This window comes from Microbispora sitophila (genome assembly GCF_014892245.1).
Lineage (GTDB): Bacteria > Actinomycetota > Actinomycetes > Streptosporangiales > Streptosporangiaceae > Microbispora > Microbispora siamensis.
Genome location: NZ_JADBGC010000012.1, coordinates 162,734 through 176,501 on the forward strand (window position 1 = coordinate 162,734; position 13,768 = coordinate 176,501).

13 protein-coding genes and 1 pseudogene are annotated in these 13,768 nt (G+C 72.0%); 1 reads left to right on the top strand and 13 read right to left on the bottom strand.

Annotated elements, in window-relative coordinates; all coding sequences use genetic code 11:
• Positions 1-13: 13 nt before the first annotated feature.
• The 11 genes from IL992_RS23010 to IL992_RS23060 form a co-directional block, all read right to left on the bottom strand.
• Positions 14-1,366: a family 43 glycosylhydrolase gene (locus IL992_RS23010; protein WP_193205434.1), complete on the bottom strand. Its 1,353-nt coding sequence runs from the start codon at positions 1,364-1,366 to the stop codon at positions 14-16.
• A 280-nt stretch (positions 1,367-1,646) separates the two neighbouring features.
• Positions 1,647-3,080: a gamma-aminobutyraldehyde dehydrogenase gene (locus tag IL992_RS23015; protein ID WP_193205435.1), complete on the bottom strand. Its 1,434-nt coding sequence runs from the start codon at positions 3,078-3,080 to the stop codon at positions 1,647-1,649.
• Positions 3,081-3,150: 70 nt separating this feature from the next.
• Positions 3,151-3,501: a cupin domain-containing protein gene (locus IL992_RS23020; RefSeq protein ID WP_193205436.1), complete on the bottom strand. Its 351-nt coding sequence runs from the start codon at positions 3,499-3,501 to the stop codon at positions 3,151-3,153.
• A 59-nt stretch (positions 3,502-3,560) separates the two neighbouring features.
• Entirely contained in the window at positions 3,561-4,937 is a 1,377-nt protein-coding gene (locus IL992_RS23025) for an NAD(P)/FAD-dependent oxidoreductase (protein WP_193205437.1), read from the bottom strand.
• Positions 4,934-6,073, bottom strand: coding sequence for an ABC transporter ATP-binding protein (locus IL992_RS23030; RefSeq protein WP_319018753.1), 1,140 nt, complete (start codon positions 6,071-6,073; stop codon positions 4,934-4,936). The genes IL992_RS23025 and IL992_RS23030 overlap by 4 nt, the downstream gene beginning before the upstream one ends.
• A complete protein-coding gene (locus IL992_RS23035; RefSeq protein ID WP_193205438.1) occupies positions 6,063-6,857 on the bottom strand; it encodes an ABC transporter permease in 795 nt (264 codons plus the stop codon). Before IL992_RS23035 ends, IL992_RS23030 begins: the two co-directional genes overlap by 11 nt.
• The gene (locus tag IL992_RS48465) at positions 6,854-7,765 is read right to left on the bottom strand and encodes an ABC transporter permease (RefSeq protein ID WP_319018754.1); all 912 of its coding nucleotides are present in this window, start codon (positions 7,763-7,765) and stop codon (positions 6,854-6,856) included. The genes IL992_RS23035 and IL992_RS48465 overlap by 4 nt, the downstream gene beginning before the upstream one ends.
• On the bottom strand, positions 7,750-8,841 hold the full coding sequence (locus tag IL992_RS23045) for an ABC transporter substrate-binding protein (protein ID WP_193205439.1): 1,092 nt from the start codon (positions 8,839-8,841) through the stop codon (positions 7,750-7,752). Before IL992_RS23045 ends, IL992_RS48465 begins: the two co-directional genes overlap by 16 nt.
• Positions 8,834-10,339, bottom strand: a complete 1,506-nt coding sequence (locus IL992_RS23050; RefSeq protein WP_193205440.1) for an FAD-dependent oxidoreductase — start codon at positions 10,337-10,339, stop codon at positions 8,834-8,836. The genes IL992_RS23045 and IL992_RS23050 overlap by 8 nt, the downstream gene beginning before the upstream one ends.
• Entirely contained in the window at positions 10,336-11,532 is a 1,197-nt protein-coding gene (locus IL992_RS23055; RefSeq protein WP_193205441.1) for an FAD-dependent oxidoreductase, read from the bottom strand. The genes IL992_RS23050 and IL992_RS23055 overlap by 4 nt, the downstream gene beginning before the upstream one ends.
• A 2-nt stretch (positions 11,533-11,534) precedes the next feature.
• Entirely contained in the window at positions 11,535-11,837 is a 303-nt protein-coding gene (locus IL992_RS23060; RefSeq protein ID WP_193205442.1) for a (2Fe-2S)-binding protein, read from the bottom strand.
• A gap of 194 nt (positions 11,838-12,031) precedes the next feature.
• On the opposite strand from IL992_RS23060, the gene IL992_RS23065 reads away from it, so the two are divergent.
• Positions 12,032-12,667, top strand: a complete 636-nt coding sequence (locus tag IL992_RS23065; protein ID WP_193205443.1) for a TetR/AcrR family transcriptional regulator — start codon at positions 12,032-12,034, stop codon at positions 12,665-12,667.
• A 126-nt stretch (positions 12,668-12,793) separates the two neighbouring features.
• On the opposite strand, the gene IL992_RS47740 is transcribed toward IL992_RS23065, so the two are convergent.
• Positions 12,794-13,258: a pyridoxal-phosphate dependent enzyme gene (locus IL992_RS47740; RefSeq protein WP_319018755.1), complete on the bottom strand. Its 465-nt coding sequence runs from the start codon at positions 13,256-13,258 to the stop codon at positions 12,794-12,796.
• 76 nt (positions 13,259-13,334) lie between these two features.
• Positions 13,335-13,751: pseudogene (locus tag IL992_RS47745) on the bottom strand (pyridoxal-phosphate dependent enzyme); the annotation flags it as partial.
• Between the last annotated feature and the right edge of the window lie 17 nt (positions 13,752-13,768).

Consider the following 13,768-nt stretch of genomic DNA (forward strand, 5'->3'; position numbering starts at 1 on the left):
GCGCCGGGGTGGGTCAGTCCTCGCTGTGTCCCGGGTTCCGGCGCGCGACGTACAGGCGGTTGCCCTCGGGCCCGGTCCACTCCAGCCGTACGACACCGGGCACGGCGGCGTCCCCGATGCGCGACGGGTCGGCCCAGTAACCGAAGTTGGGGTTGCGGAAGAACGTGGCCCACAACTGGCCGCTGCGGTCCACGAAGATGTTGTTGTGGCCGGCGCCGACGCCCAGGGTCCACCGCTTGGAGTACGGCCCCTCGAACTTGTCCGCGACGGCGATGATCGCGTCGTACTGGTACTGCACGCGGCCGGCGGCGGCCGTGTCGTAGGCGTACCGCGTACTGCCGTCGGCGTTGACCGACGAGCGGTCCCACGCGGCGTGGATGAGGTAGTACTTGCCGCCGTACTTGAACACGTACGCGCCTTCGAGATACGGCTCGGGCGCGTAGGGCGTCTGCTGGAACTTCGGCAGGTTCGTCGTCGGGATGATGTCCTCCATGTCATCCCGGAACTTCGCGTACAGGTTGTTGTGCAGCACGAGCCACGCCTCGTCGCCCTCGCTGTAGAGGCCGCCGTCGATGTGGTGGTAGGCGCCGGGCTTGATGAAGGCGGGCCCGCCGATGAAGGAGTCGCCGAAGGGCTTGTCGTAGTTGCCCTGGACGAGCCGGTACGGGCCCTCCACCCCGCCCTCGCTCACGAGCATGAACGAGCCGACCTTCTGGGAGTGGTCGCCCATGCACGCGACGATGTACCACTTGCCGCGGAAGTAGTGCACCTCAGGCGCCCACGCGTTGCCGCGCTTGCCGAACTGGTCGTCGTACCAGTACTCCTGCCACGGAGCGACGACCGTGCGCCCGGGCCGGTTCTCGCCGGCGAACTCGGGCGACCACACCTTGCCCTTCTCGGCGTCCGGCCGGATGCCGGAGGTGTCGGCCAGCCGCCACGGCCCGTGCAGGGACGGGGCCGTCCACACGAAGATGCCGTCATTCCACGGGCCGGCCGCTTCGAGCCCGGGCACCCGGGTGGTGCCCGTGGCGACGTAGACCGGACGACCGCCGACGTCGAAGCAGTTGACGTAGGTGTCCCGCATCCAGACCCGGCCGAGCTCCTCGTCGCGGGGGCGCAGCTCCAGCGGGAGGATGAAGGAGTTGTCCTCACGCGGCCACAGGTCCGCCCGCGTGTCCGCGAGGCCGTAGGGCGCGAGCTCGGGCCAGTTCGACGGGTATCGCCCCTTCGGCGCGCCGCCGTTCGGCAACTCCTTCGGGTCCGCGTGCGCGGCGGCCGCGGGCAGCGCCGCCGCTCCCAGCAGCCCCGCCACACCGGCCAGCACGGACCTCCGGCCCACGGACAACCCGTTATCGGAACCAGTCATCGGTAGCGTCCTCCTTTCTCACGCAGGGCGCGGGCGCCCTGCCGGGAGGACACGGTAGTGAGACTTATTTCGACAGTGAACACACGACAAAAAGGTTCTCGACGCGCCTGCGCCGGGCCGGACGTCGCGTCCCACCGGCCGTGGAAGTCCCCCTCCGCCATTTCGGGGCCCAGGGAGGAAAGCAACCGGTGGCGAATCCGTGTGGAGCGTCAAAGGGACGCGGAATAGCCGGCGATGCCATTCCGAATCGCGCTCCACATCAATCGCGAATTCGAAATCCTCACAGGTCGATGTTGCTCATGACGTGCTTGATCCGGGTGTAGTCCTCGAATCCGTACATCGACAGGTCCTTGCCGTATCCGGAGTGCTTGAACCCCCCGTGCGGCATCTCGGCGACCAGGGGGATGTGCGTGTTCACCCACACGCACCCGAAGTCGAGATTGCGGGCCATGCGCATCGCGCGGCCGTGGTCCTTGGTCCAGACGGAGGACGCCAGTCCGTACTCCGTGGAGTTGGCGATCCTCAGGGCGTCGGCCTCGTCGGTGAACGGCTGCACGGTGATCACGGGGCCGAAGATCTCCTTGCGGACGATCTCGTCCTGCTCCCGCAGGCCTGACACCACCGTCGGGGCGTAGTAGAAGCCACGGTCGCCGACCCGGCCGCCGCCCGTCTCGACCACGGCGTGCGCCGGGAGCCGCTCGACGAACCCGGAGACGTGAGCGAGCTGGGCAGCGTTGTTCAACGGCCCGAAGTCGGGATCGGCGACGCCCGGGCCGGTGCGGTGGGCGCGCGCCTGCTCCACCAAGGCTGCCGTGAGCGCGTCGTGCACGCTCTCCGCGACCAGGACCCTGGTGGCGGCCGTGCAGTCCTGCCCCGCGTTGTAGTACGCGGCCCCGGCGATCTTCCGGGCGGCGGCCTCGATGTCGGCGTCGCCGAAGACGACGACAGGCGCCTTGCCGCCGAGTTCCAGATGCACGCGCTTGAGGTCGGCCGCGGCGCTGCCGGCCACCTGCATGCCGGCCCGGACCGAACCGGTGATGGAGACGAACTGCGGGATCTCGTGCTCCACCAGCGCGCTGCCGGTGCCGCGGTCACCGCACACGACGTTGAAGACACCCGGCGGCAGGAACTCCGCCGCGATCTCGGCCAGCAGCAGGGTCGAGGCGGGAGTGGTGTCCGACGGCTTGAGCACGACCGTGTTGCCTGCGGCGATCGCCGGAGCGAACTTCCACACCGCCATCATCATCGGGTAGTTCCACGGCGTGACCTGGGCGCACACCCCGATCGGCTCGCGCCGGATCATCGACGTGTGGCCCGGCGCGTACTCTCCGGCGGACAGTCCGGACAGGTGCCGGGCGGCGCCGGCGAAGAAGCGGACCTGGTCGGCCATCGGCGGCACCTCGCCCGACGCGGTCGCTGCACGCGGTTTACCGGTGTTGCGGCACTCCACGTCCACGAGCCGGTCGGCGTTCTCCTCGATCGCGTCGGCCAGCCGCAGCAGCGCGCGGGCGCGCTCGCCCGGGGTCGTGTCACGCCAGGTCTCGAACGCGGAGGCCGCCGCGCGCATCGCGACGTCGACGTCCTCCTTCGCGGACACGGGCGCGAGGGCGTAGGGCTCGCCGTCGCACGGATCGATCAGCTCGGAGGTGACGCCGTCGGCCGTGTCGGTGTAACGACCATCGACGAAGTTCTTCAGTACCGGCAAGTCAGACACTGGTGGAAATCTCCTGAAATTGCGCTTTGTTCGGCCGACAGGGCCGGAGAGACCAGGGGGAACGGAAGAGTCACAGACGCGTGGTCACGTACGTCTTCCGCACGGTCTCCTGGACGCGCCACTCACCCCGCCAGCCGGCCGGCATGACCAGGGTGCTGCCGGGGCCGGCCTCCTGCTCCGTCCCGTCGGCGGAGACGACGGTCACCCGCCCGGAGAGGATCTGGCAGATCTCGTGGTAACCGTCCCGTACGGCGGTGAACCTGCCGGGCGTGCACTCCCACACACCGGCGCTGGTCCTGCCGTCCTCGGAGGTCCACACCGCGAGGGTCGCCTCGCGCTGGTCGCCTTCGACGGAGGTCGGCTTGGGCGCGGCCGGGCCGAGGACGGCCGTGCTCGCGTCGGGTACGACGATGCTGGTCAATTGATCTCCTGCTGGTCCGGTGGGTGTTCGTACGAATGGGTCGCTCAGTGCCGACGGGCTCAGTGCCGGCGGGCCACGGCGTCGGCGATCCTGGCGATGGGCGACGTCGTCGTCCGGCCGCCCACGATCTCGGCCCGGTCGGCCGCGCGGTAGGCGGCGTACATCCCGCGCACGCCGATCCAGCGCAGCGGTTCCGGCTCCCACCTGCGCACCTTCCTGCCGACCCAGGGCAGCCGGGTCAGTTCGGTGTCGGCGCCGAGCACGAGGTCGCGCAGGGTCCTCCCGGCGAGGTTGGTCGTGGCGACGCCGTGGCCGACGTAGCCACCGGCCCAGCCGAGCCCGGTCCGGCGGTCCAGCGTCGCGGTCGAGCACCAGTCCCTCGGCACGCCGAGGACACCGCACCAGGCGTGCTCGACCGCGGCGTCCCGTACGGCGGGGAACAGCCGCACCAGTGCGTCACGCAGGGCGCGCACCGTCGTGGCGTGCGTGCGCCCGTCGTCGTCCGTGCGGGAACCGAACAGGTAGGGCACCCCGCGTCCGCCGATGGCGATGCGGTCGTCTGCCGTCCGCTGGGCGTAGATGTAGGCGTGGGACATGTCGCCGAGCAGTTCACGGCCCTCCCAGCCGATCCGCTCCCACACCCGGTCGGGCAGCCGCTCGGTGACGATGAGCGAGGAGTTCATCGGCAGCCAGGTCCGGCGCTCGCCGGCCAGCCCGGCGGTGAACCCCTCCGTGGCGCGCAGCACGTAGTCCGCCCGCACGGCGCCGTACGGCGTGCGCGCCTCGTGCGGCACGATCTCCGTCACGGGGGTGGACTCGTAGATGCGCACCCCGAGCCCCTCGACGACCTTCGCGAGCCCCTGCACGAGCTTGGCCGGCTGAACCCTGGCGCAGTGGGGGCTGAACGACGCGCCGAGGGCGCCGTCCACCCGGATCCTGGCCGTGGTCTGCTCGGCGTCGAGTTGCTCCACGTCGGCGTCGCCCCAGGCGCGGGCCGCGCGCACCTGGGCGGTCAGGCGCGGCAGGTGGGACGGGGCGTGCGCCACCCTGAGGATGCCGCCCTTGACGATGTCGGCGTCGATGCCCTCGGTGCGCGCCACCGCGATGACCTCGTCGACGGTCTCGTTCATCGCCCGCTGGAGGGCGTGCACGCCTTCGCCGCCGTGGGTGCGGGCGAACCTGCGGGGCGACCCCGCCAGCGCGCCGGTCAGCCAGCCGCCGTTGCGACCGGAGGCGCCGTAGCCCGCGAACTTGCGCTCGAGCACGACGACGTCCAGGCCCGGCTGCGCCTTCTTGAGGTAGTAGGCGGTCCACAGGCCGGTGTAGCCGGCCCCGACGATGCAGACGTCCGCCCCGATCGACCGGTCCAGGGGCGGGCGTCGCGCGGGCAACCCCGTCTCGCGGTACCAGAACGACACTCCGCCGTTGACGGTCACGTGAAGATCCTTTCGGTGGTGGGGTCGTCGGGCAGCAGGACGCAGTCGTCGGGATGCCAGCACAGGCGGGCGCGGTCGCCCACCCTCAGGTCGCTCGGCGTGCCCGCCTGCTCGCGTACGAGGCCGCGCCCGCCGCCGGGCAGCAGCACCTCCAGCTTGCGGGCCGACCCGAGGTAGATCTCCTCCACCACCGTGACCGGAACCGCGTTCGCGCCGGTCCCGGCGGTGCCGGGCCGGTCGGGCTCCAGGCGGAGCCGTTCCGGCCGCACGACCAGCGCGGCCGGTCCGCTGCGCACCCCGCCGGAAGCCTGCACGGCGAAGCCGTCCAGGTCGAGCCGCGAGCGGTGCCCGTCCGGCGTCGCGGTGCCGCGCAGGATCGTGGACTCGCCGAGGAACCGGGCCACGAACAGCGTGGCCGGCCGCTCGTACAGCTCCCGGGCGGTGCCGACCTGCTCGATGCGGGCGTTGTTGAACACCGCGATGCGGTCCGAGAGGATCAGCGCCTCCTCCTGGTCGTGGGTCACGAACACGAAGGTGGACCCGACCTCCCGGTGGATGCGTTTGATCTCCAGTTGCAGGAACTCCCGGAGCTTGCGGTCGAGCGCGCCGAGCGGCTCGTCCATGAGCAGGACGCGGGGGCTGAACACGATGGCCCGAGCGAGCGCGACCCGCTGCTGCTGCCCCCCGGACAGCTCTCGGGGGTAGCGGGAGGCATGACCCGGCAGCTGCACGGTTTCCAGGGCGGCGGCGACGAGGCGGTCGCGCTCGGCCCTGGGCACCTTGCGCTGCCGCAGCGGGAAGGCGACGTTCTGGGCGACCGTCATGTGCGGGAAGAGCGCGTAGTGCTGGAACACCACGCCGATGTCCCGTTTGTGCGCGGGCACGTCGCCCACCGGCCGGTCGTCGATCCGGAGGGTCCCGGCCGTGATGTCGGTGAAGCCGGCGATCATGTTGAGGGTCGTCGTCTTGCCTGAGCCGGACGGCCCCAGGAACGTCATGAACTCCCCCGGCTCCACGGTGAGCGTGACGTCGTCGACGGCGGCGGAGCCGCCGTAGCGCTTGGTCATGCCGCTCAGGTCGATGCGGGCGCCCTTGCCTGCGGGCAGGGCCGCCCCCTCGGGCCGGTCAACGGGCACGGTTCCTCCTTGCGGCCAGCGTGAGCCCTCCGCCGACCAGGACCGTGGTGAGGACCAGGATCATGGTCGCGGCGGCGGCGAGCGTGGGATCGGTCTCGCGGGTGACGCTCGAATACATCTGGACGGGCAGGGTGACGAGGGTGGGGCTCTGGATGAACAGGGAGACCACGACCTCGTCGAACGAGGTCACGAACGCGAACAGGGCGCCCGAGACCACACCCGGCATGATCAGCGGCAGGGTGACCTGCCGGAATGTCGCCCACCGCCCGGCGCCCAGGCTCACGGCCGCGGTTTCCAGCCGGACGTCGAACGTGCGCAGGGAGGCCGTCACGGAGACGACGACGAAGGGCATCGCCAGGACGGTGTGCGCGGCGACGAAACCGACGAGCGTCCCGGCGAGGCCGAGCTTCAGGAAGACGGCGTAGATCCCGATGGCCAGGATGATGCCCGGGACGATCATCGGGGCGAGCAGCAGCACGCTCGCGGCGGCCGCTCCCCTTCCGTTCGTCCAGCGGCTGAGCCCGAACGCCGCCGCTGTGCCGAGAGTGGTCGCGACGACGGCGACGAGCACGCCGACCAGCAGCGAGTTGGCCAGTGCGACGGTCCACGCCGGATCGCCGAAGAAGTTGGCGTACCACCTGGTCGACCAGCCGGTCGGCGGGAACGTCAGCGACACCTTGTCGGTGAAGCTGAGCGGGATCACCACCAGGGTGGGCGCCACCAGCCAGGCGGCGACCAGGACGCCCGCGGTCCACAGGGCGGCGCGGGCGAGCCGGGCGCTCATCGGGCGCCCGCCTTGCTCCGGCGGCCGGCCCGCATGGCCAGACCGAGCAGCCCGACCAGCAGCAGGGTGGCGGCGAACAGCACGACCGCCATCGCGCCGCCCCTGCCCCACATCAGCATTCCACTGACCTGGGTGTACATGAACTGCGAGATCAGCGCCTCACTGGGCGAGCCGAGCAGGGCCGGCGTCACGTAGAAGCCCAGCGAGGTGATGAAGACCATCGTCGCCCCGGCGGCGACTCCCGGCAGGGACAGCGGCACGAAGACGCGCAGCAGCGCGACCAGCGGTCGGGCGCCGAGGCTCTGGGCGGCGGTCAGCAGCCGCCGGTCGATGCCGCTCATCACCGAGTACAGCGGCAGCACCATGAACGGCATGAGGATCTGGACCATCCCGATGAGGACTCCGGCCTGCGTGCGGACCAGGCTCACCGGTCCCAGGCCGAGCAGCCCGAGGAACCCGTTGACGACGCCGGTGTCCTGGAGCAGCACGAGCCAGGCGAAGGTGCGGACCATGAGGCTGGTCCAGAACGGGAGCATGACGATCAGCAGCAGCGCCGCCCTGGCCCGGGGGGAGGCCACCGTCATCAGGTACGCGTAGGGATAGGCGAGGCACAGGCAGATCACGGTGGCCCACAGGGCCGTCGAGAACGTCCTGGTCAGCACGGCGACGTTGGCCGAAGAGCCGAAGAACCAGGCGAAGTTGCCGGTTCCCGGCGAGGGCGTGGTGAACGCGCTGACGAACGTCTGCGCGACCGGGTACGCGAAGACCGCGAGCAGGACCAGCAGGGCGGGGACGATCAGCAGGAACGGCCAGTTCCGCGTCCCGCGCCGGGAGCCCGCGCCCTTCTCCGCGGGCGCGGCGGCCGTCGCCGGGCCGCTCGGGGACAGCGGGCTCAGGAGAGCAGCCACTGCTGGAACCTGTCGTTGACGGAGTCGCGGTTCTTGCCCCACCACTCGTCGTTCACCTTGACCTGGGTGTCGAGGTGGGTGGTCGGGAGGTTCTCCTTCGCCGAGGGGTCGACCTTGTCCTGCGCCGCCTTGCTGACCGGTCCGTACGGCTGATACTTCGTGAACTCGGCGGTGGGGCCGGCCGAGGTCATGAAGGCGATGAGCTTCATCGCCTCGGCCTTGTTCCTGCTGCCCTTGACCACGACCCAGTACGCCTCCTGCGACAGCCAGGAGTCCCAGGCGATCGCGATGGGGGCGTTCGCCGCCGAGAGAACGGCGCGGGCGATCCACACCATGCCCATGACCGCCTCCCCGCTCTCGAGGTACTGCTGGGCCTGGGCGCCGGTCTCCCACCAGATGAGCTGGTCCTTGATCGTGGACAGCTTCTTCAGTGCCCGGTCCACGTCGATCGGGTAGAGGTCGGCCGGGGCGACGCCGTCGGCGAGCAGCGCGATCTCGAAGATGCCGCCGCCCACCGACTTCCAGGCGGTGCGCTTGCCCGGGTACTTCTTCAGGTCGAAGAAGTCCGCCCAGGGGGTGGGCGCGGCGCCACCGGTCTTGTCGGAGCGATAGGCGAGGACCGTGCCCTCGATGTCGGCGGCGACCCGGTACGTCTGCGCGTAGCCGTCGACGATGGACGACTTGTCGACGACCGAGTAGTCGATCGGCTCCAGCCACTGGGCGTCCGACTCGCTGCCGAAGTCGTTCCCGACGACCACGATGTCCCAGGACGGGTTGCCCGACTCGGCCTGCGCCTTGATCTTGGCGTTGTCCGTGGGGCCGTCCTCCTTCACGGTGATCCCGTTCTTGGCGGCGTACGGCGCCCACATGGTCTTGGCCTGCGCCTTCTGGTAGTCGCCGCCGAAGCTCACGACGGTCAGGGTCGTGCCGCCACCGCCACCGCTCGACGACGAGGCGGAGAAGCCGCCGCCGCAGGCGCTGAGCACGCCGGAGGCCGCGAGGAGGCCGAGCCCTTGGCCACCGCGAACGAGCAGAGTCCGGCGGGAGAGCATCCCGTGCGCGCCGGTGTCAGTCACTGGTTCCTCCTGAAGGAGACGGCCGCCCGGCCGCGCCGGGCGAGAGAGGGGTGAGGGGAAGGTCGCTTCCCGGCTGCCATCGGGACAGGCGGCGGCCCGCCTCGGCGCCGTGGGACAGGGCGGCGGCGGGGTCGGTCGTCCCCGCCGCGCCGCCCGCGACCGCCACGCCGCCCGGCAGGGAGTACTCCCCGTCCGCCTCGTCACGGATGACGTCGAGCGTGACGTCGCCGTGGTAGAGCCGCTGCAGGAGCAGTTCCTCGGCCGGTCGCCGTCCCGCGGCCACCACCACCGTGTCGCATGCCAGCCGCACGACCGAGCCACCCGCGAGCGGGGCGACCACCAGCCGGCGCACGCCACGATGCCCCGTGGCCTCCCGCACGGCGTGGCCGGGCAGGTACGGCACCCGCGCGGCGGCGAGCGCCGCCGGGAACGCCCCGGCCGGGATCTCCCGTTCCGGCCGGGGGTCGACGACGGCCGTGAGCGCGACGCCGACGGCGTGGAGTTGCTCGGCGAGGCCGTAGCCGTACGGCTCGGCGGCCACCACGACCGCGCGTTCGCCGGGGCGGACGTGGTCGACGTTGATCAGGCGCTGGACCGGACCGGCCAGCATCACGCCGGGGATGTCGTTGCCGGGGAACGGCATCGGGACGTCGTAGTCGCCGGTCGCGACCAGCAAGCGGTCGGGGCGCAGCACCAGCAGGCCGTCCGGGGTGTCCACCGGCAGCACCCCGCCCTCGTACCAGCCCAGTGCGGTCGACGCGGTGAGCACCGTGATCGAGGCGTGCTTCCGCGCCTGGGCCGCGAGGCCGGCCACCAGCCGGAATCCGGGGACCTCCACGCCGTCGAGGCCGCGCACGTGACGCGTCTCCGCCCGGAGCGCGCCGCCCGGCTCGTCGCCCTGGTCCACCAGGACCACCTCCAGCCCGCTCTCGGCGGCGGCCAGGGCGGCGGCCAGCCCGGCCACGCCTGCGCCGACGACGGCGAGCGGGGTCCGCCGCTCCCCCAGCCCGGGCCGGAGCGCCCGCGCGGCGACCTCGGCCGCCACCGTGCGCCCGCCGCCCGCGATCACGCCCATGAGGCGTTCCGCCAGATGGGCCAGCCGAGGTGAGCCGCGCAGCAGCCGGAACTGGAAACCCGCGGGGACGAGCGCGGAGAACCGGTCGATCGCCCCGAGCAGATCCCAGTCGACGCCGGGCCAGGCGCGCTCCCGGCGCACCGACTCGCCCCCGCGCAGCGGAGTGGCGCATCCCGGCACGCCGTAGTGACCGTCGACGGTGAGCTGGCAGCCGGGGCACGAGGGGGTGCCGCAGGTCAGCCCGATGCCGCGGGGGCGGTGGTACTTGAAGCTGCGGGAGAGCACCCGCACCCCGGCGGCGTGCAGCGCCGTGGCGACCGGCTCGCCCTCGTATCCGTGCAGGGTGCGGCCCTCGAACGTGAACGCGACCCGCCTGGACCTGCCCGGCGACGCCGACGGATGGGTGGTGATGCGCAGGTTCACGCCGCGTTCCCCTCCTCCGCGGCGACCACGAGGGCGCCCTCCTGGATGGGCCGTCCCTCGTGCAGGCGGGTGACCGAGAAGGGACGGAGCAGCTCCGGCATGACGCCTTCGTGGATCCCCCGGGCGAGCAGCGCGCCGGTCGCGGGGGCGCCCATGAAGCCGTAGACCCAGCCGCAGGTCAGGTAGAACCCGCTGACCTCGGGCGCCGGACCGATCACCGGGGACAGGTCGTCCGCCTGGTCGACCAGCCCCGCCCAGTGGCGGAGCAGCCGCACCCCGGCCAGCCGGGGCAGCAGCCGGACGAACTTCGCGGCCATGTCGGCGAGCAGCGTGTAGGTGCCGTTGAGGCTGTCGCTGACGTCGGGGTAGGGCAACTCGGTCCCGCCCACGAACTCGCCTCTGGCCGTCTGGTGGCAGTAACCGAGCAGTTCCAGGCTGGCGAGCGCGGGACGCAGGAACGGCGCCACCGACTCGGTGACGATCATCTCCAGGCGGCAGGTGCGGGTCGGCAGCCGCACCCCGGCCATCTCGGCGATCGTCCCGGCCGCGCCGCCTGCCGCGTTCACCACGACCGGCGTGGAGACGTCCCCGCGGTCGGTGCGGACGCCGCGTACGGCCCCGCCGGCGACCTCGACGCCGGTCACGGTGACACCGGTGTGGATCTCCACGCCGAGACGCGCGGCGGCCCGGGCGTACCCCCATACGACGGCGTCGTGGTGGGCGAACCCGGCGTGGTCCTGATAGACGCCGCCGAGTGCGAGGCCGGGGTTGACCTCGGGCACGATCCGGCGCACCTCCTCGGCCGTGACGAACTGGGAGCGCACGCCCAGCGCGGCCTGCCGTACGGCGTCGGCCCGGCACCGCTCGACCTGCTCGGGCGTGGAGGCCAGCACCAGGTAGCCGCTGCCGGAGAACAGCACGTTGAAGTCCAGTTCGGCGGAGAGCGTGCGCCAGCGGCGCAGCGACTCGTCGAACAGGCCCGTCCACTCGCGGGAGCCGAACGCGGAGCGGATCATCTCGCCGTTGCGTCCGCTGCCGCCGCCTCCGGGATAGCTCCGGTCCAGCACCGCCACGTCCCGGACGCCGAGCTTGGCCAGCTCGTACGCGAGCGCGAGGCCCTGCACGCCCGCGCCGACGATCACGACGTCGTACGCGCGGCGGAGCGGGGAGCGGCAGGCTCCGGGAACCGCCATGGTCAGGCACCCCCCGTCGTTCCGGTTACGGAGCTCGTCTCGGCGGCGCCGGCGAGCACGCCGAGGGGGACGGGACGCAGCGGTGGCCGGGCCGTGGGGCGCCGGGAGACCCGTCCCTCGTCACCGCCCGCCAGCTCCCGCAGCAGTTCCATGACCGGACCCGCGCAGTGCTTGCCCTGGCAGGGGCCCATGAAGACGGCCGTCGCCCGCTTCAGCGTCTCGGGGTGGGTGTAGCCCGCGGCGTACATCGCCCGGATGTCCTCGACGGTCACGTCATGGCACGGACAGATGATCGTCTTGCCCACCGCGGCCTCCAGTCCATGGCTCTGCGGAGCGCCCCGACCTGCGTCAGCGCCCCGGCTCCGTTAGTACCGCATTATTAGAGGAGTGGGTTCATGCCCTTGTCAATAGGGCTTTTCGGGTTCCTTTTGCGCGTCGGCGATCGCTATAGTGCGGTCCGGAGGCGACAGGCAGAGGACCAGCCGAGAAAGGGCAACGGGTGGACGCCGCACTGGAGGTACGGACCGACGGTCAGCGAGGGCGCATCCTCGCCTCGGTCATCGAAGTGGTCGCCGAGATGGGCTACGAGCGGGTCCGGCTGCGGGACGTCGCCAAGCACGCCGGGGTGTCGATCGGCACCCTGCAGCACTACTACGAGACCCGCGACGGGCTGATGCTGGCCGCCTTCGCGCACCACACCGGAAAGATCATCCAAGGACTGGAGGAGATAGCGGCCCGTCATCGCGACCCCTGGGACCGCATCCGCAGCCTGGTGGAATACATCACCCACCCGCGCGGCTTCCGGAACCGCTGCCTCGCGTTCATGGAATACGCCGCCGCGTCCGCACGGGACAAGGAGCTCAGACGCCTCTTCGGGCTCCAGTACGACGGCTGGCGGGCCCCCATGCACGCCGCGATCGAGGAGGGCCTGGCCAACGGGGCCTTCCGGGTCCACTCGACGGTGGAGGAGACCGTCGACCTGATCCTCACCCAGATCGACGGCTTCGAGATCGCCGTGGCCACACAGGTTTCCGGCATGACCAGAGCCCGGATGCACGACTCGCTGCTCCGCGGCATCTCGCTGCAGCTCGGCCTGCCTCCGTGGACGCCCGGCCAGGTGGCCGCGGGCGCCTGACGTGGGCGTTCGCGTCACACCGGTCCGCCGGCCGTTTCCACCCGAGGCCTGCCCACGCGCCTCCGACGATCGTCCGCCGGCGGACGGTGTCCCTCTCGGGTTCACAGGCCGCCGGCGGACGCCCCGTCACCGGCCTCCGACGAGCACGCGCTCCTCCACTTCGCCCGCGTCGGGGTGGACGGCCACGTTGCCGCCGGAGAGGACGGCCACCACGGGCCCGGGCGGCAGCGCCGCCCGGTGGGTGAGGTAGGCGGCGGTGGCCGCGGCGCCGCTGGGCTCGACGTGCTCCCCCGGTTCCCGCCGCAGGAGGCGGGCGGCCGCCACGATGGCGTCCTCGCTCACCGTCACCATGTCGTCCACGTAACGGTGGATGTGCTCCCACGCCAGGGCTCCCAGGACCGGAGCGCGCAGGCCGTCCGCGCAGGTGCGGTAGGTCTGCCGTACCGGCCACGCCGTACGCCGGCCCGAGCGGAAGCTGGCCGCGCCGTCGGCGGCCAGCTCGGGCTCGACGCCGATCACCCGGATCGCCGGATCGGCGGCCTTGGCCGCGACGGCGACCCCGGCCAGCAGGCCGCCGTTGCAGACCGGCACCAGGATCGCCGGCGCTGGGCACGTCGGCGGCGATCTCGGCGCCGACGCTGCCGTGCCCGGCGATGACGTCGAAGTCGTCGGAGCGGACCACGGTGGCCCCGAGCCGGTCGGCCAGGGCCAGACAGGTGACCTCCCGCAGGGCGGGCGGTGCGATCACCACCTCCGCGCCCAGCCCGCGGGCCGCGTTCACCTTCAGCTCCGGCGCGGTGTCCGGCAGCACCACCGTCGCCCGCAGGCCGTGCTCGGCCGCGGCGTACGCGATGGCCTGGGCGTGGTTGCCGGAGGACTGGGCGATGACGTGCCGCACGCCACGCTCGGCCAGCCGCCCGACGGCGTTGGCCGCGCCGCGCACCTTGAACGAGCGGGTGGGCTGCCGGTTCTCCGGCTTGACCCAGAGTCGTTCGCCGGGCAGGCGCAGCAGCGGGGTGCGCCGGACGAACGGCGCGATCCGGGCCGCGGCCGCGGTCACGTCGGCTGCCGTCACCAGGCTCATGCCACCCCCTCGCCTTC